Annotated in this window: 20 protein-coding genes; 13 read left to right on the top strand and 7 right to left on the bottom strand. The window is 66.4% G+C overall.

Annotated elements, in window-relative coordinates:
• Positions 1 to 10: 10 nt before the first annotated feature.
• From ACZYZF_RS21125 to prfB, 3 genes are read right to left on the bottom strand one after another with little or no spacing between them, the layout of a single operon-like run.
• On the bottom strand, positions 11 to 538 hold the full coding sequence (locus ACZYZF_RS21125; protein ID WP_463836732.1) for a hypothetical protein: 528 nt from the start codon (positions 536 to 538) through the stop codon (positions 11 to 13).
• Entirely contained in the window at positions 535 to 1,512 is a 978-nt protein-coding gene (locus ACZYZF_RS21120) for a mechanosensitive ion channel family protein (RefSeq protein WP_463744496.1), read from the bottom strand. The genes ACZYZF_RS21125 and ACZYZF_RS21120 overlap by 4 nt, the downstream gene beginning before the upstream one ends.
• Before the next feature lie 6 nt (positions 1,513 to 1,518).
• Positions 1,519 to 2,637, bottom strand: coding sequence for a peptide chain release factor 2 (gene prfB, locus ACZYZF_RS21115; protein ID WP_463744497.1), 1,119 nt, complete (start codon positions 2,635 to 2,637; stop codon positions 1,519 to 1,521).
• Between the two features lie 150 nt (positions 2,638 to 2,787).
• On the opposite strand from prfB, the gene ACZYZF_RS21110 reads away from it, so the two are divergent.
• A complete protein-coding gene (locus ACZYZF_RS21110; protein ID WP_463836731.1) occupies positions 2,788 to 4,158 on the top strand; it encodes an FAD-dependent oxidoreductase in 1,371 nt (456 codons plus the stop codon).
• Positions 4,159 to 4,176: 18 nt separating this feature from the next.
• Here the strand turns inward: ACZYZF_RS21110 and ACZYZF_RS21105 are convergent, their stop codons facing one another.
• Positions 4,177 to 4,545, bottom strand: a complete 369-nt coding sequence (locus ACZYZF_RS21105; protein ID WP_463836730.1) for a hypothetical protein — start codon at positions 4,543 to 4,545, stop codon at positions 4,177 to 4,179.
• 23 nt (positions 4,546 to 4,568) lie between these two features.
• Between ACZYZF_RS21105 and hisN the strand changes: the two genes are divergently transcribed.
• The 3 genes from hisN (at position 4,569) to ACZYZF_RS21090 (ending at position 8,125) form a co-directional block, all read left to right on the top strand.
• Complete coding sequence (gene hisN / locus ACZYZF_RS21100) at positions 4,569 to 5,351, top strand: histidinol-phosphatase (protein WP_463836729.1); 783 nt, start codon at positions 4,569 to 4,571, stop codon at positions 5,349 to 5,351.
• 113 nt (positions 5,352 to 5,464) lie between these two features.
• A complete protein-coding gene (locus ACZYZF_RS21095) occupies positions 5,465 to 6,862 on the top strand; it encodes an acyl-CoA dehydrogenase family protein (RefSeq protein WP_463836728.1) in 1,398 nt (465 codons plus the stop codon).
• A gap of 42 nt (positions 6,863 to 6,904) precedes the next feature.
• Entirely contained in the window at positions 6,905 to 8,125 is a 1,221-nt protein-coding gene (locus tag ACZYZF_RS21090) for an acyl-CoA dehydrogenase family protein (protein ID WP_463744502.1), read from the top strand.
• Positions 8,126 to 8,316: 191 nt separating this feature from the next.
• On the opposite strand, the gene ACZYZF_RS21085 is transcribed toward ACZYZF_RS21090, so the two are convergent.
• Entirely contained in the window at positions 8,317 to 9,294 is a 978-nt protein-coding gene (locus ACZYZF_RS21085) for an esterase family protein (RefSeq protein ID WP_463744503.1), read from the bottom strand.
• A 475-nt stretch (positions 9,295 to 9,769) separates the two neighbouring features.
• On the opposite strand from ACZYZF_RS21085, the gene ACZYZF_RS21080 reads away from it, so the two are divergent.
• Positions 9,770 to 10,936: an acyl-CoA dehydrogenase family protein gene (locus ACZYZF_RS21080; protein ID WP_463744504.1), complete on the top strand. Its 1,167-nt coding sequence runs from the start codon at positions 9,770 to 9,772 to the stop codon at positions 10,934 to 10,936.
• A gap of 9 nt (positions 10,937 to 10,945) precedes the next feature.
• On the opposite strand, the gene ACZYZF_RS21075 is transcribed toward ACZYZF_RS21080, so the two are convergent.
• Both ACZYZF_RS21075 and ACZYZF_RS21070 read right to left on the bottom strand, forming a co-directional pair.
• The gene (locus tag ACZYZF_RS21075; protein ID WP_463836727.1) at positions 10,946 to 13,138 is read right to left on the bottom strand and encodes an MDR family MFS transporter; all 2,193 of its coding nucleotides are present in this window, start codon (positions 13,136 to 13,138) and stop codon (positions 10,946 to 10,948) included.
• A gap of 14 nt (positions 13,139 to 13,152) precedes the next feature.
• Positions 13,153 to 13,710, bottom strand: coding sequence for a type 1 glutamine amidotransferase domain-containing protein (locus tag ACZYZF_RS21070; RefSeq protein ID WP_463744506.1), 558 nt, complete (start codon positions 13,708 to 13,710; stop codon positions 13,153 to 13,155).
• Positions 13,711 to 13,883: 173 nt separating this feature from the next.
• Between ACZYZF_RS21070 and ACZYZF_RS21065 the strand changes: the two genes are divergently transcribed.
• The 8 genes from ACZYZF_RS21065 to ACZYZF_RS21030 are packed head-to-tail and all read left to right on the top strand — an operon-like array spanning position 13,884 to position 21,504.
• Positions 13,884 to 14,987: a homogentisate 1,2-dioxygenase gene (locus ACZYZF_RS21065; RefSeq protein WP_463836726.1), complete on the top strand. Its 1,104-nt coding sequence runs from the start codon at positions 13,884 to 13,886 to the stop codon at positions 14,985 to 14,987.
• A 2-nt stretch (positions 14,988 to 14,989) separates the two neighbouring features.
• Positions 14,990 to 16,192 carry an alpha/beta hydrolase family protein gene (locus ACZYZF_RS21060; RefSeq protein ID WP_463836725.1) on the top strand — a complete coding sequence of 401 codons (1,203 nt, stop codon included), beginning with the start codon at positions 14,990 to 14,992 and terminating at the stop codon, positions 16,190 to 16,192.
• A complete protein-coding gene (locus ACZYZF_RS21055; protein ID WP_463744509.1) occupies positions 16,189 to 17,391 on the top strand; it encodes a CaiB/BaiF CoA transferase family protein in 1,203 nt (400 codons plus the stop codon). The genes ACZYZF_RS21060 and ACZYZF_RS21055 overlap by 4 nt, the downstream gene beginning before the upstream one ends.
• 1 nt (position 17,392) lies before the next feature.
• Positions 17,393 to 18,295, top strand: coding sequence for a hydroxymethylglutaryl-CoA lyase (locus ACZYZF_RS21050; RefSeq protein ID WP_463836724.1), 903 nt, complete (start codon positions 17,393 to 17,395; stop codon positions 18,293 to 18,295).
• A gap of 7 nt (positions 18,296 to 18,302) precedes the next feature.
• The gene (locus ACZYZF_RS21045) at positions 18,303 to 18,914 is read left to right on the top strand and encodes a TetR/AcrR family transcriptional regulator (protein WP_463836723.1); all 612 of its coding nucleotides are present in this window, start codon (positions 18,303 to 18,305) and stop codon (positions 18,912 to 18,914) included.
• Between the two features lie 21 nt (positions 18,915 to 18,935).
• Entirely contained in the window at positions 18,936 to 20,180 is a 1,245-nt protein-coding gene (locus tag ACZYZF_RS21040; RefSeq protein WP_463836722.1) for an acyl-CoA dehydrogenase family protein, read from the top strand.
• Positions 20,177 to 21,151: a phosphotransferase family protein gene (locus ACZYZF_RS21035; RefSeq protein ID WP_463836721.1), complete on the top strand. Its 975-nt coding sequence runs from the start codon at positions 20,177 to 20,179 to the stop codon at positions 21,149 to 21,151. The genes ACZYZF_RS21040 and ACZYZF_RS21035 overlap by 4 nt, the downstream gene beginning before the upstream one ends.
• Positions 21,148 to 21,504 (top strand): DUF6285 domain-containing protein, encoded by a 357-nt coding sequence (locus ACZYZF_RS21030; protein WP_463836720.1) that lies wholly within the window; start codon positions 21,148 to 21,150, stop codon positions 21,502 to 21,504. The genes ACZYZF_RS21035 and ACZYZF_RS21030 overlap by 4 nt, the downstream gene beginning before the upstream one ends.
• The last annotated feature ends 5 nt before the right edge of the window (positions 21,505 to 21,509 follow it).

Below are 21,509 nucleotides of genomic sequence, written 5' to 3'. Positions count from 1 at the left end.
GCAGGTCAGGCTATCGCGGCAATGTCTGAGCCATCGGCTCCTGGCCCGGTTGCTGCTGTTCGACCGTGGGGCTCGGTGCCGGCCCCGGCAGCACCGGCAAAGTGATGGGCGGGAGCAGTCCCGGACCGTCCGGATCGAACACCGTCGTCCGGGGCGCCCCGGGCAGTGGCGTGGTTGTGGGACTCGTCGGCATTCCGGGAATCGTGGTCTCGGTCGTCCCGGGGGTCTCTGTCGGCGTCGTCGTCTCCGGGGTGGTGGTCTCGGTCGTCTCCGGCGTCTCCGTCGGCGTCGTCGAGCGAGGCGTCTGCAGCTTGGTGCGCGGCACCCAGGTGTAGTCGGGATCGGGCACGAACCCGGGCGGCACCACCTGGGTATCGGGCGAGGGCGGGGTGGTCTCCTTGGGCCGGTACTCCTGCTGCACCCACGACAGCGCGATGAACACCACGACCAACACCACTGTCGACGTGCGGAGGCGGCCGACACGGCTGCGCCAGAGTTTTTCGGCAGCGGTGGTCGCCCGCGAGAAGTCGAGTTTCACTTCTTCGGCTCCTGAGTCGTCGCCGGCGGTGTCGCGACCGTCTCAGCGACCGCGTCCGGATGCATGACGTCGCCTGCCGCGGCGATCGTCCCGTCTGAAGACGTCACCACTCCGGCACGCCGGAGTGCCCGCACCACCCGCACCCGCAACCGCCGGCCCACGTCGAACTGTTTGCCCGGCAGGGTGCGTGCCACCATCCGGAGGTTGACGGTGTCGACTCCGATGCTTTCGACGCCCATCAGCTGCGGCTTGTCGAGCAGCAGCTTGGACAGCTCCCCGTCCTCGGCGGCCTTCTCGGCGACATCGTTGAGCACATCGTTGACCACGTTGAGGTCGGCACTCACCGGTACCGGGATGTCGACGACCGCGCGCGCCCAGTCCTTCGACAGGTTCAGCGACTTGACGATCTGTCCGTTGGGCACGGTGAACATCTCGCCTTCGGAGGACCGCAGCTTGGTGACCCGGAGCGTGACGTCCTCGACCGTGCCCTCGGCTTCGTTGGCCGCGGCGATCGTCAGCCTGACGAGATCACCGAAGCCGTACTGCTTCTCGGTGATGATGAAGAAGCCGGCCAGCAGGTCCTGCACGATGCGCTGGGCGCCGAAACCGAGCGCGGCACCGAGCACGGCGGCCGGGGCGACCAGGGATGCGATGGGCACCGCAAGCGCATCGGTGACCTCGACCAGCACGATGATGAACAGCACCGCCACCGACACCCAGGAGATCACCGAGGCGACGGCTTGGCGGTGCTTGGCGCTCTCCGACCGCACCAGCTGGTCGCTTTCCTGGTATTCGGCGTCGATTCGGCGCACCACGCGTTGCGCGGCCCAGTTGATGAAGCGTGCGGCGAGCAGACCGCCGATCAGCAGCAGGGCGATATGCAGTCCGGTGGTCAGGATCCACACGCCGATCTCGCCGTGCCAGAAATCGTGCCAGCGGTCGGCGAGGGGAAGGGCGAGCACGGTATCAGTCATCGTCGATCAGTCGTCGTCGTCTTTTCTGTTGCGCCATCTGATCCCCGCTTCCAGGAATCCGTCGATGTCCCCGTCCAGCACCGTGGCCGGATTTCCGACCTCGTACTCGGTGCGCAGGTCTTTCACCATCTGATAGGGGTGCAGCACGTAGGACCGCATCTGGTTGCCCCAGGAGCTGCCGCCGTCACCCTTGAGCGCGTCCATCTCGGCACGCTCCTCCAAACGCTTGCGTTCCAGCAGCCGTGCCTGCAGAACCCGCATCGCCGCGACCTTGTTCTGCAGCTGCGATTTCTCGTTCTGGCAGGTCACCACGATGCCGGTGGGAATGTGGGTGAGCCGGACAGCGGAGTCGGTGGTGTTCACCGACTGTCCGCCCGGACCGCTGGACCGGTACACGTCGACGCGCAGGTCGCCTTCGGGGATCTCGATGTGGTCCGTGGTTTCCACGACCGGGAGCACCTCGACGTCGGCGAAGGACGTCTGCCGCCGGCTCTGGTTGTCGAACGGGCTGATCCGCACGAGTCGGTGGGTGCCTTGTTCCACCGAGAGGGTGCCGTAGGCGAACGGAGCGTGCACGGCGAATGTCGCGCTCTTGATGCCCGCCTCCTCGGCGTAGGACGTGTCGAACACCTCGACCGGGTAGTCATGCTTCTCGGCCCATCGGATGTACATCCGCATCAGCATCTCGGCCCAGTCGGCGGCGTCGACACCGCCCGCGCCCGAGCGGATCGTGACGACGGCTTCCCGCTCGTCGTACTCGCCCGAGAGCAGGGTGCGGACCTCGAGGGTCTCGATCTCCTCGCGGAGTTTGGTGAGCTCGGCATCGGCCTCGACGAGAGCTTCGGAACCGTCTGCTCCCCCTTCTTCGTCTGCGAGTTCGAACAGCACCGGCAGATCCTCGACGCGCTGACGGAGGTCCTGCACCCGGCGCAGTTCACTCTGCGCATGGGAGAGATCACTGGTGACCTTCTGGGCCCGCGACTGGTCGTCCCAGAGGTTCGGATCGGAGGCCTGCTGCTCGAGCATGTCGATCCGCTGGCGCAGGCCATCGATGTCGAGCACCCGCTCCACTGTCGTCAGGGTGGTGTCGAGTGCGGCTACGGCGGCTTGGCGGTCTGGATCCACGAATGTTCAGGGTACCCGGCGGCATTTCGGCGGCAGTTCTCTCCGACTCGCGGCAGCGCAGACGATCTGTGTTTAAAGTCGGTTGGTACCCGGCCCAGCACGCCGTCAGCCGGGTCTGTGACGGTTTTTCCGCTCGTACGAAGGCAGGGTATGCGCCCATATCACGTAGCGATCGTCGGCTCCGGCCCCTCGGGATTCTTTGCTGCCGCATCGCTGCTGAAGTTCGCCGATCTACCCGACTCCGATCGCGATGTGCGAGTCGACATGCTCGAGATGCTGCCGACCCCGTGGGGGCTGGTGCGCTCGGGAGTCGCGCCCGACCATCCGAAGATCAAGTCGATCAGCGCGCAGTTCGACAAGACCGCGGCCGATCCCCGGTTCCGGTTCTTCGGCAACATCAAGATCGGCGAGCACATCACCCCGGCCGAGTTGGCGCAACGCTACGACTCGGTTATCTATGCGATCGGGGCTCAGTCCGACCGGGCCCTGCACATCCCCGGGGAAGAGTTGCCCGGCAGCGTGGCCGCGGTTGATTTCGTCGGCTGGTACAACGCCCATCCGCATTTCGACGGCATGGCACCCAACCTGGCGGGCGGGCGGGCCGTGGTCGTCGGCAACGGCAACGTCGCCCTGGACGTGGCGCGCATCCTGGTCAGCGACCCACAGGCCCTGGCCAACACCGACATCGCCAACCACGCGCTGACCTCGCTGGACACCCGCGGGGTGGAAGAAGTCGTCGTGATCGGACGCCGGGGTCCGTTGCAGGCGACGTTCACAACGCTGGAACTGCGCGAGCTGGGCGACATGGAGGGGCTCGGCGACGTCGACGTCATCCTCGATCCGGCCGATTTCGCCGGCATCAGCGACGACGACCTCGAAGCGGCGAGCAAGACCGTCAAACAGAACATCAGGGTGCTACGCAAGTACGTCGACGAGCCACCTCAAGAATCCAAGCGGCGCATCGTGTTCCGTTTCTGCACCTCCCCCATCGAATTGCGCGGTGAGGACCGAGTTGAGTCAATTGTGCTGGGCCGCAACGAACTTGTCCGCGATGCCGACGGGCGGGTGGTGGCCAAGGACACCGGTGAGCGCGAGGAGCTGCCGGTCCAGCTGGTGGTGCGAGCGGTGGGTTACCGCGGCGTGCCCACCCCGGGGCTGCCGTTCGACGAGCGCTCCGGCACGATCCCGCACACCAACGGCCGAATCGACGGCAGCCGTAACGAATACGTGGTGGGCTGGATCAAGCGGGGGCCGTCCGGCGTGATCGGCAGCAACAAGAAAGACTCACAGGACACGGTCGACACGTTGCTGGAGGATCTTCGGGCCGCCGGAGTGGACGAGCGAGACTCCGAGTACAGCATCGAGCTTGCCGAATGGCTGTTGGAACACCAGCCGAAGCTGGTCACCGGCGAACACTGGCAGCTGATCGATGCGCACGAGCGCGCGGCCGGGGAATCAGTCGGCCGGCCCCGGGTGAAGCTGGCCAGCGTGGCCGAGTTGCTCCGGATCGCGCACGCCTGAAATCGGTCGGCCGACCTCCTAGGGCTTCCACGCCCCCAGAGTCCCCGGCGGACCCTCTGGCCCCGGGGACCCACCGGGCGCCATAGCCCACTTGTCCGGGTTGCTCGGCGAGTAGACCACCGGGAACAGCGCCCCCATCGTCGGCCAGTCGTTCACGTCGACAGCCATGCGCTGATACACGACATGCTCGTTGACGGTCGGCCCACTGATGACGCCGGTGATCGTGACGTACTGCTCCCCCGTGGCGTCCGGGCGGGGGCTCACCCCGGTCACCAGCAACGTGCCGTGCGCCAGTTCACCGCGAATTCCGCGACGCCGCATGATCCGTGGCGCCAACAGCAGGACGAGAGCGCCGACGAGCAAGAGGAGTATGCCGATTTCCCACACCAGGCCATGGTAGGACTTCAGCCATGAGCACCATCGCAGATGACTTGGCATTGGCCCTCGAATTGGCCGATCAGGCCGACGCACTCACCATGGATCGCTTCGGCGCCCTGGATCTGCGCATCGAGACCAAACCCGACCTGACCCCGGTCACCGATGCCGACCGCGGAGCCGAGGAAGCCCTGCGCGCATCGCTGGCCGCGGCGCGCCCCGACGACACGGTGTTCGGCGAAGAGTTCGGTGGCACAACGACATTGACCGGTCGGCAGTGGGTGATCGATCCTATCGACGGGACCAAGAACTTCGTCCGAGGCGTGCCCGTGTGGTGCACGTTGATCGCGTTGCTCGAGGACGGCGTCCCGACCATCGGTGTGGTGAGTGCACCGGCGCTCGCACGCCGGTGGTGGGCCGGGCTGGGCCAGGGCGCATTCGGCTCATTCGCCGGGGCAACCCGCAAACTGTCGGTGTCGGGCGTCACCGACCTTGCGTCGGCAAGCCTGTCATACTCGGATCTGACCACCGGCTGGGAAGACCGTCGGGACCGATTCGTCGAACTCACCGATGCGGTGTGGCGCGTGCGGGCCTACGGCGACTTCTGGTCGTACTGCATGGTCGCCGAGGGTGCGGTCGACATCGCCTGCGAGCCCGAGGTGAAGCTCTGGGACATCGCCCCGCTGGACATCTTGATCCGCGAGGCCGGCGGCACGTTCACCAGCATCGACGGTGAGCCCGGACCGCACGGAGGCAGTGCGCTGGCCACCAACGGGCCACTCCATGACGCGGTCGTCGCCAGGCTTTCGGCGAGCTGAGTTCAGGGCGGGTTCCCCCGCCGATGCGCTGTGAGGTTGGTAACAGATGCCATACCTTACTCCGGAGTAAGATACGGTCAGATGCGTCGCCACGACCAACAGAGGCAGCTGACATGACCAACACCCTGCCGTCCAAGAACGGCACTCCCACACGTCCCTCCAGCTCCGGCCGGCAAAGCGCGGTCGGATTGCACAAGCACAAGCGCACCGCGACCGACATCGGTTTGGCGCTGATCACCCCGATCGTCGGCCAGGAATTCCTGGATCGCTACGGTCTGCGCGATCCGCTGAATCGCGGTCTGAAATATGGTGTGAAGCAAGCGTTTTCCGCCGCGGGTGCCGCCACGCGGCAATTCCAGCGCGTCCAGGGCCTGGGCAAGGCGCCGACCCGGCTGAAGGCCAGCGGGGCCGACTACTTCGACCTCACCCCCGACGAAGACCAGCAGATGATCGTCGAGACGGTCGGGGAATTCGCCGCGGAGATCTTGCGGCCTGCTGCCCATGACGCCGACGCTGCCGCCGCCTATCCCGCGGATCTGATCGCCAAGGCCGCTGAACTGGGCATCACCGCGGTCAACGTGCCCGAGGACTTCGACGGCATCGCCGAACATCGCAGCACGGTGACCAATGCACTCGTCGCCGAGGCTCTGGCGTACGGCGACATGGGCCTGGCCCTGCCGATCCTGGCGCCCGGGGGCGTCGCCTCGGCACTGACCCACTGGGGCAGCGCGGATCAGCAGTCCACCTATCTCAAGGAATTCGCCGGCGAGAACGTCCCGCAGGCCTGCGTCGCGATCGCCGAACCCCACGCGCTGTTCGACCCCACCGCGCTGAGGACCACCGCGGTACGCACCCCCAGCGGCTACCGCCTGTCCGGCGTCAAGTCATTGGTGCCGGCCGCCGCCGATGCCGAATTGTTCATCGTGGCAGCGCAATTGAACGGCAAGCCGGCAATGTTCATCGTCGAGGCCTCGTCACCGGGTCTCACGGTCAAGGCCGACCCGAGCATGGGCATCCGGGCCGCGGCGCTGGGACAGATCGAGCTCGACAACGTGGCGGTGCCGCTGGGCAATCTGCTCGGTGAGGACGGAGCTACGGATCAGGACTACAGCGACGCGATCGCCCTGTCCCGGCTGGGCTGGGCCGCATTGGCTGTCGGCACCTCGCACGCGGTGCTCGACTACGTGATTCCTTACATCAAGGAACGTCAGGCGTTCGGTGAGCCGATCGCCCACCGCCAGTCGGTGGCCTTCATGACCGCCAACATCGCCATCGAACTCGATGGCCTGCGCCTGATCACGTGGCGCGGCGCCGCCCGCGCCGAGCAGGGGCTGCCGTTCGCCCGCGAGGCGGCACTGGCACACAAGCTCGGTACCGACAAGGGCATGCAGATCGGCCTGGACGGCGTGCAGCTGCTGGGCGGTCACGGTTACACCAAGGAACACCCGGTCGAGCGGTGGTACCGCGATCTGCGGGCCATCGGCGTCGCCGAAGGTGTCGTTGTCATCTGACTGCGGCGTCCTCTAAACGGTTACCCAAGCGAAAGACTAATCATGGCAATCAATCTGGAAATGCCTCGCAAACTGCGGGCGGTCATCGAGAAGGGCCACCAGGGCGCCGCCGAAATGCTTCGCCCGATCTCGCGCAAGTACGATCTCGCCGAGCACGCCTACCCGGTCGAGCTCGACACCCTGGCCACCCTGTTCGAGGGCATCTCGAGCGCGAAGACGATCTCGTTCGCGGGCGCCGAGGCGTTCCGCGACGACGCCAACGGCAAGGGCGAGAAGGTCACCGTCAACGGCGCCAATATGTCCGCGCTGCTCAACGCGCTCGAAATCAGTTGGGGCGATGTCGCCCTGCTGCTCTCGGTGCCGCGTCAGGGCCTCGGTAACGCCGCCATCTCCTCGGTGGCAACCCCCGAGCAGCTCGAGAGCCTGGGCAAGGACGTGTGGGCCGCGATGGCCATCACCGAGCCTGGCTTCGGCTCCGACTCGGCGGCGGTCACCACCACAGCAGTGCTAGACGGCGATGAGTACGTGATCAACGGCGAGAAGATCTTCGTCACCGCGGGTTCGCGGGCCACCCACATCGTGGTGTGGGCGACACTCGACAAGTCGTTGGGTCGGGCGGCCATCAAGTCGTTCATCGTGCCGCGCGAGCATCCCGGCGTGACCGTCGAGCGCCTGGAGCACAAGCTGGGTATCAAGGCGTCCGACACCGCGGTGATCCGTTTCGAGAATGCCCGCATCCCCAAGACCAACCTCCTGGGCGATCCGGAGATCCACGTGGACAAGGGTTTTGCCGGGGTCATGGAGACCTTTGACAACACCCGGCCCATCGTGGCGGCCATGGCGGTCGGCATTGCCCGCGCCGCCCTGGAAGACCTGCGGGCGATCCTCACCGACGCCGGCATCGAGATCTCCTACGACAAGCCGGCCCATGCGCAGAGCGCCCCCGCGGCGGAGTTCCTGCGGATGGAGGCCGACTGGGAGGCCGGCTACCTGTTGACCGTCCGCTCGGCATGGCAGGCCGACAACAGCATCCCCAACTCCAAGGAAGCCTCCATGGGGAAGGCCAAGGCAGCCCGGGTCGCCAGCGACATCACCCTCAAGGCCGTCGAGATGGCGGGCACCACGGGCTATTCCGAGCAGACCCTGCTGGAGAAGTGGGCCCGCGACTCCAAGATCCTCGACATCTTCGAAGGCACGCAGCAGATCCAGCAGCTGGTGGTCGCCCGCCGCCTGCTCGGGCTGTCCTCTGCCGAACTGAAGTAGTTTTCTTCTCTCCCGCAAGCGGGAGGCCCCCAGCAAACTGCCCAAAACCACATGGTTTTGGGCAGTTTTGCGTCTGCTCGGCCAACTAGGGTGACCGGCGACTTCTGACCAACAGACGCAAAACCCCCCGAATCTCGCAAGATTCGGGGGGTTTCACGTCTGCTCGCGCTACGAGAGCGAGCGGGAGGAACTTAGCCGAGCACCCGCTGCAGGTCCGGAACCATGGCCTGCAACTGCTGACCCCAGTAGGCCCAGTTGTGGGTACCGGCGTCCGGGAAGTTGAACACACCGTTGGTGCCGCCTGCGGCGATGTAGTTGTCCTGGAAACTGCGGTTGGTCTTGATGGTCAGGCCTTCGAGGAAGGTGGCCGGCAGGTCGCCGCCACCCAGCTCGTTGGGCTGGCCGTTACCGCAGTAGATCCAGAGCCGCGTGTTGTTCGCGACCAGCGTCGGGATCTGCACCATCGGGTCGTTGCGCTTCCAACCGCTGTTCGGATCCTCCGTCGGACCCCACATGTCGTTGGCCTTGTAGCCGCCGGCATCACCCATGGAGATGTTGATCAGGAACGGCCACCAGCCCTCGGAGGGGTTCAGGAAGCCCGACATCGAGCCGGCGTAGATGAACCGGTCGGGGTGGTAGGTCGCCAGGATCAGTGCGGCGGAGCCGGCCATCGACAGACCGACCGCGGCGTTACCGTTCGCCGCGACATCGCGGTTGGCGGCCAGCCACTGCGGCAGCTCGCTGGTCAGGAAGGTCTCCCACTTGTACGTGGTGCAGCCCGCCTTACCGCAGGCCTGGTTGTACCAGTCGGCGTAGAAGCTGGACTGACCACCGACCGGCATGACCACCGACAGGCCGCTGTTGAGGAACATCTCGAACGCGTTGGTGTTGATGTCCCAGCCGTTGAAGTCGTCCTGGGCACGCAGGCCGTCGAGCAGGTACACCGCGTGCGAACCCGGCCCACCGCTCTGGAACTGAATCTTGATGTCGCGGCCCATCGACGGCGACGGAACCATCAGGTACTCCACCGGCAGACCAGGGCGGGAGAATGCTCCCGCGGTCGCCGATCCGCCGGTCACTCCGATCAAGCCAGGCAGCATCAGCGCTGCCACAGCCGCCACCGTCATGCGGCGTGCCCAATGGCCACGAATCTTGTCAATGAAGGTCATACTGCGAATCCATCCGTCTTCCGGGTCAATTACGCCCTTTTGTGCGATCAGCGATCAACATCGCCAAGCAGCCCCACAACGATCGACCGCTGTGTTGCCACGCCCGCTCCCCAACGCCCGGACGCCTAAGAAGACGCAGCAGAGCGGACCAAAGAATTCAGTTGTTGCGCCATGAGTAAAGCACGCGGCCACGACAGGGGAAAACCCGCGGCGCGCCGCCGAACTGCACATCTGCGGATTTCAAAAAGTGATTTCGACTTTATCTATTGCCCGTCTCCAGGGGATCTACCTGGGTAAACGGCTCGACACTAGCGCACGCAGGGGTGACGTTCGATGAACAACGATGCGCATCTGTTCACAACTGGTGTCCGGAGGGTTATCTGATCGTCGCCAACCGGTTTTCAAATTGGCCGGCCGGCGTCCTCGGGACGGCCCCGATCATGACCATACTAAAAAGTATGGTAGTTTTCGGGCCATGACCTCGCCCCCCGCCACGGACTGCGTCATCACCGCCGAATTCGTCACCCGACTCGCCGATCGGGCCGGTGAAGCCGAGGAGTTGCGTCGGCTTCCGGATGCAACGGTGACCGACCTCGTCGACTCCGGCTTCACCGAGCTCCTGGTACCCGCTCGCTACGGCGGTCAGCAGGCCGATTTCCCGGCAATCCTGGATCCGGTACGCCGGATGGCCCACGGATGCACGTCCAGCGCCTGGACCATCGGGTTCCTGGCCCTGCACAACTGGATGCTCTCGTTGTTCGGCGAGCAGGCCCAGGCGGAGGCGTTCGCGAACCGCCCGTTCCTGGCCCCGGCTCCCCTGGCACCGACCGGGCGCGGACTGCCGGCCGAGGGCGGCATCCGCCTGACCGGCAGGTGGTCCTGGGCCACCGGCGTCATGCACGGCAACTGGATCATCGTCGCCGCGTTGTGTGGACCCGACGACGCGTTGTATCCGGCACTCGCGCTGCTGCCCATGGCCGATGTGACCGTGGCCGACGTGTGGCACACCGACGGCATGCGGGCCACCGGCTCCAACGACGCCATCGCCACCGACGTCTTCGTCCCGGAGCACCGACTGGTGAAGGTACTCGACATCTATTCCGGTACCGCGCCGGGCGCCGGACTGCACGACAGCGCCACTTACCGCTGGCCGATGGTGCCCGCACTGGCACTGCTGGCGGCGATGCCTGCCCTGGGCAGCGCTGAGCGGGTCACCGAGATCTACGCGCAGCGCCTCGGCGAACGGGTACTGCCTTACGAGGGCGTAGTACAGAAGGACAAGCCGATCGCGCAGGCCCATCTGGCCGGGGCTCAGGTGCGGGTGCGTGCGCTACGCGCCCTACTGGCCGACACCGTCGGCGAGATCGAGGGCATCGTGGCGACCGGCGACGCGGTGGACAAGCCGGTGCGCGCGCAGGCCCGGCTTGCCGCCGCCCACATTGTCACCGAGTCCAAGGCGGTGATCGCCGATCTGTTGGGCTCTGGCGGCGCGAGCATCCATTTCCTGTCCAGCCCGCTACAACGGTTCAAGCGCGATGTCGACGTCCTGTCCGGACATGTGGTGTTCGACTACGACACCAGCAGGGAGTTGGCCGGGGCGCTCGCGCTGGGGATGAAGATTCCCCGGACCTCCATGATCTGAGGTGCAACGTCAACGGCGCGGCGGACGCGGCCTGCCCCGCGGCGGAGCCCCCGCCCCCGGGCGAAACGGTCGCGTGGGCGGTTCCGCCGGCGGCTGGGCCACCGGGGTGCGCAGCCGGGTGGTCGGTGGTTCCACGACGGGGCGCCGCGACGGCCCCAACTTCATCGGCCGGGTCTCGTCCTGCGCCGGATCTCGCTCCATCAGGACACCGCGCGCGAGACGGTCGAGCGCGCCCTGCACCTGCAAGCGGTCGGGCCGGCCCTCGAATTCCGGTGACTGCGCGAGAGATTCGGTGAGCCAGCCCGAGATGATGTTTCGAGCCGAACTGATCTCCGCCGCCCCCGCGGGGGTGAGAGAGAACTCGCGTCCGCTCCGTGCCGCCAGACCCGAGGCAACCAACCGGTCGAACGTAGGCTCCAGGATCTGCCGCGGCACCCGGCGCTCGTCGGCGATGTCGTACAGGTTGGCGGCCCCGGTCGCCGCGGCATGCCGGTAGATCTGGATCAGCGCCCACAGCTGCGCGGCATCCAGCCGGCTGCGGGGCGACTGGGCCAGGGCCTCGAGATCGATACCGTGACTACGTTGCAGCAGCCGGCCGATCGCCATTTCGAGGAGCTTCTCCGGTGACTCGGTGGTCGGCATGCCGAAGCCCTCACCCATGTCGGTACTGCCGCTCGCCGCGGTGTCGCGCAACGGAACCTGCTTGAGGAAGAGCGCCAGGATGAAGCCGACGACGGCGAACGGGGCCGCGAACAGGAACACGCGGGTCAGTGAATCGGCATAGGCGTCGACGATCGGCGCCGCGATCTCATGCGGCAGTGCATGCAGCGCCTGGGGCGATGTCGCGGCTTCCGGGGGTGCGCCGCTGCTTGCCATCGCCGGCGGAAGCCGGTCGCCGAGGAAGTTGGCGAACAGCGAGCCGAAAATCGCTGCGCCGAAAGAACTGCCGATCGCCCGGAAGAACGTCACGCCCGATGTGGCGACACCGAGATCGGTGAAGTCGACGGTGTTCTGCACCACCAGGATCAGCACCTGCATGCTGAGCCCGATCCCGCAGCCCAGCACGAGAAGGTAGAGGGACTGCGTCAATGTCGAGGTGTCGGCGTCCATCCGGGACAACAGCACGAATCCGATTGCCATTACCGCGGTGCCGGCAATCGGGAAGATCCGGTATTTCCCGGTCCGCCCGACGAGTACGCCGCTGCCCAGAGAGGTGACCAGCAGCCCGGCGACCATCGGCAGGGTGCGCAGCCCCGATGCGGTGGCCGAGACACCGTCGACGAACTGCATGTAGGTCGGCAGGAAGGTCAGCGCACCCAACATCGCGAAGCCCACCACGAACGACAACACGCAGCACACCGTGAAGACCGGATTGGCGAACAACCGGATGGGCAGAACCGGTTCGGTGGCAAGGCGTTCGACGAAGACGAAAGCCACCAGAGCGGCCACCGATGCGACGAACAGCCCGATGATCGTCGCCGAACCCCATGGATAGGTGGTGCCACCCCAACTGGTAGCCAGGGTCAGACCGGCCGCACCGAGTCCGACCAGGACGATGCCCGCGTAATCGAGTACCGGCCTGGCGGTGCGGGTGAATTCGGGTATGGCCACCGCGGCGATCGCGATGACCACCACCGCCACCGGCACGTTGATCCAGAAGGCCCACCGCCAGCTCAGGTGATCGGTGAACAGTCCGCCGAGCAGGGGACCGATGACGGTGGTGACGCCGAAGACCGCACCCAGCGCGCCCTGGTAGCGGCCGCGGTCGCGCAACGGGATGACCTCGCCGATCACCGCGACTGCGGTCACCGTGATGGCGCCACCGCCGAGCCCCTGCAGCGCCCTCGACGCGACGAGCATCCCCATCGACCCGGCCGATCCGCACAACACCGATCCGACGAGGAACAGCAGGATCGCCACCTGGAAAACCTTCTTGCGCCCGAAGGTGTCCCCCAGCCTGCCCACTACGGCGGTCACGATGGTCGAGGCGAGCAGATAGCTCGTGACCACCCAGGCCTGGTGTCCCGCGCCGCCCAGATCGGCGACGACGGTGGGCAGCGCGGTCGCCACGATCGTCTGGTCGAGGGCGGCCAGCAGCATGCCGAGCACGACCGCCAGGAAGACGAAGTTGCGCTGCCGATTGGTGGATTGCTCAGCGACCGGTTCAGCACCGGCCGTGTCGACGGTGGCGCGAGTAGTCATGGCCCGGCCCGCGCTCAAGTCTGGGCCGGGCTACTCGCCAATACCTCGGTGACGGCCTCACAGAACGCGGGCAGATCGTCCGGCGCGCGGCTGGTGATCAGGTTGCCATCGATACAGACCTGCTGATCCACCACGGTGGCACCGGCGTTACGAAGGTCGGTGCGGATACTCGGATAGCTGGTCAACGTGCGGTCGCGAACCACGCCAGCTTCAACCAGGGTCCATGGCCCGTGGCAGATCGCGGCGACGGGCTTGCCGGATCGGACGAAATCGCGGACGAACGCCACCGCGGTCTCGTCGAGCCTCAACTTGTCCGGGTTCACGGTGCCCCCGGGCAGGATCAGCGCGTCGAACTGATCCACCTTCGCCTCGGCAACAGTGCGATCCACCGGAAAGGTGCCTGCAGGTTCGAGATCGTGATCGCGAGCCTGGATCTCCCCGGCCTTGAGTGACAGCAGCTCGACGTGACCGCCCTCGTTCTCGACGGCCGTGCGCGGTTGTTCGAGTTCGATGCGCTCCACACCGTCGGCGGCAAGGATCCCGACCCTGCGGCCTTCCAATTCCTTTCGCATGCGAGTCCTTTCGTTGACACCGACGGACAGAAGCGGGCTCAACGCCCATGAAGGGCTACCCCGGGAAGCCGGGCCCAAAACGCCGCAGATCGGCCGCTGCCACCCCTTGTCACCGTCCGTAAGAAAAAGTAAAGTCACTTTCAGTTTTTAGCCCGCACCTTCAGGAGTCGAGCATGGAATCATTCGTCCACCTGCGCAAAGGCAAAACCCCGAAACGGGTACATGCCGACCTCGACGGCCTCAAGGACGACGAACTCGGCCGCGGCGGTTTCGTCGGCCGCACCGCGAACATGTACCGGCGCAACGACCCGACCGCCTACCGCACCGTCGGCCCCCTGCGCCCCACCGACGTGTTGTCCAGCGAGCTCAAGCCCAGCGACGCCACCGACGCCCATGGCGGCCCGCTGCTGATGTTCTCCAACGCCGATTGCCAGGTGCTGTTGAGCCGGCGCAGCGAGGAGATGCCGTTCTTCGTCCGCTACATCGACGGCGACCTGCTGCTGTTCGTCCACAAAGGGTCGGGCCTGCTGGAAACCGAGTTCGGTCCACTGCGCTACCGCGAGGGCGACTGGGTCTACATGCCGAAGGCCTGCACGTTCCGTCAGGTGCCGGACAGCGAGAGTACGTGGCTCATGATCCAGGCCACCGACGACTTCCGGGTCCCGCCGGCCGGCACCCTCGGCCGCCACTTCCCGTTCGACCCGGCGCAGGTCACCATCCCCGAGCCGCAGCCGATCGACGACGATGGCAGGGATGAGTACGAAGTCCGGCTGGTCCATTCCCCGATTGACGGGGTAGGGACGACCTCTCTTATCTACCAACACAATCCGCTCGACGTGGAAGGCTGGCGGGGCGACAACTTCCCGTTCACCTTCAATATCGAGGACTACACCGTCATCACCTCCGAGAGCGTGCACCTGCCACCGACCGTGCACCTCTTCATGCAGGCCACCGGCGTGTACGTGATGAATTTCCTCCCCAAGCCCGCCGAGAGCGTTCCGGGCACCGAGCGCACGCCGTGGTATCACCGCAATGTCGACTACGACGAGATCGCCTTCTTCCACGGCGGAACGCTCTACGGCATCCCGATGCCGCCCGGCCTGGTTTCCCACGCACCGCAGGGCGTCCACCACGGCGCCCCGGAAAAGGCCAGGGAACGGGCCCGCCGCAAATTCGACGACTACGACCGGGTCGACTGGTCGGTGATCGCCATCGACACCCGACGTCGTCTCATCCCGTCCGCCGAAATCCTCGCCAACGATCTGGGGCAGCACTAGCGATGACCGCAACCACCGAAGCACCCGTGAAGCACGAGTACGACCGCATCCCGTATCTTGTCGCCTACCAGAACAACTCGTCCGTCCGCGACGTGTACGGCGGCGTCGCCGAGCTTGTCGTGCTGGAGAGCTATCTGTTGCGGCCCAAATCGAAACCCTCAGATACCGTCCTGGTGTTCATGCACCCGATCGGTGGTGGCGCGTATCTGCCGATGATCAATGCGCTGGCCCGCGCCGGGCACCATGTCATCTACTGCAACAGCCGGTTTCGTGGCACGGACTCGGCTTTGCTCATGGAGAAGGTGGTCGAGGATCTCGGCGAGTGCATCAAGGATGCCAAGAACCGGCTCGGCTACGACAAGGTGGTACTGGCCGGGTGGAGCGGCGGCGGTTCGCTCTCGGTGTTCTACCAGCAGCAGGCGCAGCACCCGACGGTGACGGCAAGTCCCTCCGGGGACGGCCCGGATCTGACCAAGCTCGGATTGATCCCGGCCGACGCAATCATGCTGCTGGCCGCGCATATCAGCCGGCACGGCACCATGACCGAGTGGATGGACGCCTCCATCCTCGACGAGAACGACCCCACCAAGCGGGATCCGGAACTCGACCTCTACAACCCAGACAACCCCAACCAACCGCCGTACACACCGGAGTTCCTCGAGCGTTACCACCAGGCACAGGTTGCCCGGAACCGGCGAATCACCAAGTGGGTCAAAGAAAAACTGGCGGAGCTCAAGGACGCCGGGCGACCGGATGACGAGTTCGCGTTCGTTGTGCACGGCACCATGGCCGACCCGCGCTGGCTGGACCCCAGCGTCGATCCCAACGATCGCCAACCCGGTACGTGTTATCTCGGCGACCCTCAGGTGGTGAACATGAGCCCGGTCGGCCTGGCCCGGTTCTGCACACTGCGCAGCTGGCTGTCCCAGTGGAGCTACGACGACGCCAACGGTGACGCTGTCAAGGCCGGGCCGGACATCGCGGTGCCCGCCCTGGTGATCGGCAATCTGGCCGACGACGCCTGCACGCCCAGCCACACCCGACGGCTGTACGAGGCGATCGGTCATTCCGACAAAGAAATGCACGAGATCCCCGGCGCCAACCACTACTACTCGGGTCCCGATCAACGCGGCACGCTGCGCCAAGCCGTCGCGATCTGCACGGATTGGCTTCACCGGCATGGGTTCTCATTGGATCCGTCATGACAACAGGAGCTTTGGACGGGGTCCGGGTGATCGAACTCGGCACCCTGATCTCCGGGCCGTTCGCCGGCCGCTTGCTGGGCGACATGGGCGCCGAGGTCATCAAGGTCGAACTGCCGGCCACCCCGGATCCGCTGCGCACCTGGGGGCAGGCCGAACTCGACGGGCACCACTTCTTCTGGACCGTGCACGCCCGCAACAAGAAGGCCGTCACCCTGGACCTGAGGAAGGAAGCCGGCCGGGCTCTTTTCCTGGAGCTGGTCGAACGGTCCGACATCATCGTGGAGAACTTCCGCCCGGGCACGCTGGAGAAGTGGGACCTGGGCTATGACGTTCTGCGCGACCGGAACAAGGGCATCATCCTGGTCAGGGTATCCGGGTATGGACAGACCGGACCCGACGCCGGCAAGGCCGGCTACGCCTCGGTGGCCGAGGCATCCAGTGGGTTGCGGCACATGAACGGATTCCCGGGCGGTCCCCCACCCCGGCTGGCCCTCTCACTGGGCGACAGCCTGGCCGGTATGTTCGCGGCCCAGGGTGCGCTGGCTGCCCTCTACCGACGCACCGTCACCGGCGAGGGCCAGATCGTCGACACCGCGCTGACCGAAAGCTGCCTGGCCATACAGGAATCCACCATCCCCGACTATGACGTCGGCGGCGTGGTGCGCGGGCCATCGGGCACGCGGCTGGAAGGTATCGCGCCGTCGAACATCTACCAGAGCGCCAACGGGAGCTGGGTGGTGATCGCCGCCAACCAGGACACCGTGTTCCGCCGGTTGTGCGCGGCGATGGGCAGTCCGGAGCTGGCGACCGATGATCGCTTCGCCAATCACGTTGCCCGGGGCCGCAATCAGGACGAGCTGGACAAGATCATCGGCGATTGGGCGGTGCGGCGGCAGCCGGAGGAGATCATCGAGACCCTCTCGCAAGCCGGCGTCATCAGCGGGCCGATCAACACCGTGGCCGAGGTCATGGAGGATCCGCAACTGCAGGCCCGCGGCATGCTCGCCGATCATTGGGACGAACGGGTGCAGCGCAACGTCAAGGGCCCCGGCGTCGTCCCGGTGCTCTCCGAGTCACCTGGCACCATCCGCAACGCCGGCTCAGCCCGTCCCGGCCAGCACAACGACGAGGTGTACGGCGGCCTGCTGGGGCGCAGTGCACAAGACCTGGAAACCCTGCGCGCCGAGGGAGTGCTGTGAGATGAACCTGCCCGACAAGGTCGATATCCGCGAGGTATGCCTGCGGGATGGCCTGCAGATCGAGACGCCGATTCCGTTGTCGGCCAAGGTTGCGATCCTCGAAGCCATCGTTGCCACCGGGGTGCGCGAGGTGGAGGCGACGGCGTTCGTCTCCCCCTCGAAGGTCCCTGCCCTGGCCGACGCTGCCGAACTCGCCGAAGAACTGCACCGGTTCCCGGAAGTCGAGTTCTCCGCGCTGGTCGCCAGCCCCAACGGCGCCAAACGCGCCATCGCCGCAGGCCTGCGCTCGATCGAATACGTGGTGTCCGCATCCGACGCCCACTCACAAGCCAACGTCGGACGAAGCTCGGCGGAGGCCATCGCACAGATCGCCGACATCGTGGCCCTCGCGGCCGACAGCGGCACCTCTGTCGAGGTGATCATCGCCACCGCGTGGGACTGCCCGTTCGACGGCCCCACCGATCCGCAGCGGGTGCTCGACATCGCTTCGGCGGCCGCCGGTTTCGGGGTCAATCGGATTGCCATCGCCGACACCATCGGCACCACCACGCCGCGGCGGGTCAGCACATTGGTCGCGAAGGTCCGGCCCCTGATCGGGGACCTGCCGCTAGGTGCCCATTTCCACAACACCCGTGGCGCGGGCCTGGCCAGTGCCTACGCCGCCGTGCAGGCCGGCGTGACCCGGCTGGACGCCTCGGTCGGCGGGCTGGGCGGCTGCCCCTTCGCCCCGGGAGCAAGCGGCAACATCGCCACCGAGGACCTCGTCTACATGTTGCGCGACAGCGATATCGCGGTCGATGTCGACCTGCCCGCCGCCATCGTCGCCGCCCGCGCCGCGCAGGAGGCCGTGGGCCACGAGCTCCCCAGCGCGCTGCTGCGCGCCGGCGACCGGATCTTGAACTGAGACGTCGATGACCGCTGCCGAGCTGGGCACCAAAGGCCGCCAGACGCGGTCGGCGATCGAGCTTGCCGCGCGGAAACTATTTGCCGAGCGTGGCTTTCACGGCACCACCCTGTCCGACATCACCTCGGCCGCGGGCAAGAGTCCGGCGGTGTTCTATCGGTACTTCACCGACAAGGAGGATCTGCTGGCCGCGCTGGCCGAATCGTTCCTGCACGACGTCGTCGAACCGTCCGGGCTGAACCTGCACCTGCCGGACTCCCCCGACGACACCGAGTTCTTCACCACGGTGGTCACCGGCTACTGGAACATCTTCAAACAGAACATCGGCATCATGATCGCGGTCGCCCAGTTGGCCGCCACCCAGCAGCGATTCGCCGACGTGCAGAACAAGTTCCGCCGGTTCGGCATCGACATCGTCATCGCGTCGGTGCATCACGCGCAGGATCAGGGCCACGCCCAGGGACTACAACCAGAGCACGTGGCGGCGGCCATTGCCTTGTTGTTCGAGAACTTCACCACGGTATTCGTCGGTCAATCTGGCCTTGGCATCGAGATCAGCGACGCCGAAGCCATCGTCACCCTGTCCACAATCTGGAAGAAGACCCTTTACGGCTTCTGACCCCGAGAAAGAGAGATCGTCGTGGATTTCGCTTTGCCCGAACATCTTTCAGGTGTGCTTGCCGAGATGGACGAGTTCATCGAGGCCGAGATCAAGCCGCTTGAGCTCGAACACATGCAGTACTTCGACCAGCGCCGCGAATACGCCCGCACCGACTGGGAGAACGGCGGTGTGCCTGCCCGCGCCTGGGAGGATCTGCTCGACGAGATGCGCCGTCGTGCCGACGCCGCCGGCTGGCTGCGCTACGGGCTGCCGGCCCGGTTCGGCGGACGCGACGGCAGCAACCTCGACATGGCCGTGATCCGGGAACATCTGGCGCACAAGGGTCTGGGACTGCACAACGACCTACAGGACGAGTCCTCGATCGTCGGCAACTTCCCGCAGGTGATCATGATGGACCGGTTCGGCACCGAGGCCCAGAAGGCCGAATGGGTCGAGGCGATGCTCACCGGCAAGCGCTCGATGGCGTTCGGGTTGACCGAACCCGACCACGGGTCCGACGCGACCTGGCTGGAAACCACGGCGGTGCCCGATGGGGAAGGCTGGATCATCAACGGTCGCAAGCGATGGAACACCGGCGTACACCGTGCCACGCACGATCTGATCTTCGCCCGCACCTCCGGCGATCCGGGACAGGCGCGTGGCATCAGCGCATTCCTGGTGCCCACCGACGCGCCGGGATTCACGGTCCCGTTCTACTGGTGGACGTTCAACATGCCCACCGATCACGGCGAGGTCGAGCTGGACAACGTCCGGGTGCCGGCTGACGCGGTGCTCGGCGAGGTCGACCGCGGCCTCGAGGTCGGGCAGACGTTCCTGCACGAGAACCGGATCCGCCAGGCCGCCAGCAGTCTCGGCGCCGCACAGTTCTGCATCGACCGCGCAGTGGACTACGCCAACCGGCGCAAGGTGTTCGGCAAGCCGCTCGCGGTGAACCAGGCCGTGCAATGGCCGTTGGTGGAACTGCAGACCGAGGCGCAGATGGTCCGGTTGCTCGTCCGGTATGCCGCAACGCAGCTGGACCAGAACCACCACATGGAGGTTTCCGACAAGGTCTCGATGGCAAATTACCGCGCCAACCGCCTGGTGTGTGAGGCCGCGGATCGCGCCATGCAGGTCCACGGCGGCATCGGCTACAGCCGCCACGAACCATTCGAGCACATCTACCGCCACCACCGGCGCTACCGGATCACCGAAGGCGCCGAGGAGATCCAGATGCGCCGAGTGGCCCAGCGGCTGTTCGGGTTCGGCAGGGCCAAGCAATGACCGGGGCCCTGGCTACCGGCCTCACCAACGTCCTCAGCCCGGTGCTGGGCGCCGATGTCTCCGTCGATAATCTGCGCGAGCTGACCGGCGGAGCAAGCCGCACCACCTGGTCGTTCGATGCCGTCACGGACTCGACCCGGCGCCCGCTGATCCTGCGTACCGGTGCACCCGATGAGGTACACGCCGGGATGGAACTGGAGGCCGGTGCACAACGGGCGGCGGCTCTGGCCGGGGCCCCGGTCCCCCACGTGCTGGTCGCCGACAACTCCGTTGCCGCCCTGGGTGATCCCTTCCTCATCTGCGACTTCATCGGTGGCGAGACCATAGTGCGGCGCATTCAGCGCATGCTCGACGACGCCGGCCGGGCCCGGCTGCTGACCCAGTGCGCACAGGCGCTGGCTGCCGTCCACCGGGCCGACCCACCGGCGCTGCCCGGCCTTGTCGAGCTGGACCAGGTGGCGCAATGGCGTGGGCAACTCGACGAGATAGGCGACACCACAGCGACTTTCGAGTGGGTGTTTCGCTGGCTGGATGCCAACCGGCCGCCCGCGTCGCCACTGCGGCTGGTACACGGCGACTTCCGGATGGGCAATGTGATCGTGGACGGCTCTGGCCTGGCCGCGGTACTGGACTGGGAGCTGGTGCACCTCGGCGAGGTGTACGAGGACCTGGCCTGGTTCTGCATCCGGGCCTGGCGGTTCGGCGCACCGGCCGACCTCGGGGCGGGCGGCCTCGGCAGTATCCAGAGCTTCCTCGACGCCTACGAGAACGCCGGCGGGCAGCCGCTGGACCGGTCGGCGATCCGCTGGTGGCTCGTCCTGGCCACGCTGCGCTGGGGCGTCATCTGCCGCTACCAGGCCGAGCGGCATCTGAGCGGGCAGACCCGGTCAGTGGAGTTGGCGACCATCGGGCGCCGGGTCTGCGAAACCGAGTGGGACCTGTTGTGTCTGCTGGATGGGAGCAGCTCGTGAGCAACCTGTACGGACGGCCGACGGCGGCCGAGCTGGTAGCCGCGGTGGCAGAGTTTCTCGACACCGCGGTGCGCGACAGCGAGACGGTCGGAGCGCCGGTCAAATTTCAGGCCCGCGTCGCAGCCAATGCCCTGCGCATGGTCGAACGCGAATTGCTGGCCTCCGCCGCTCCTGCGGCTGCCACCGCTTCGTCTGCGGCCCTGGCCGGACTCGGGTTCACCGACGAAGCCACGCTGGCGGCGGCGATCCGGGCCGGCGAACTCGGCAACCGGGACGATGACGTCATCGCCTGCCTGCGCGCCCTGGTACGTCAACGGCTGGCCGCCGCGCATCCGGGGTACGACGAGCCGTGAGCCCC

The sequence above is a fragment of the Mycobacterium sp. IDUB_24 genome (assembly GCF_055419385.1).
The sequence above is the reverse complement of the archived record's forward strand: the minus strand, read 5'-3'. Positions and strand labels throughout refer to the sequence as shown.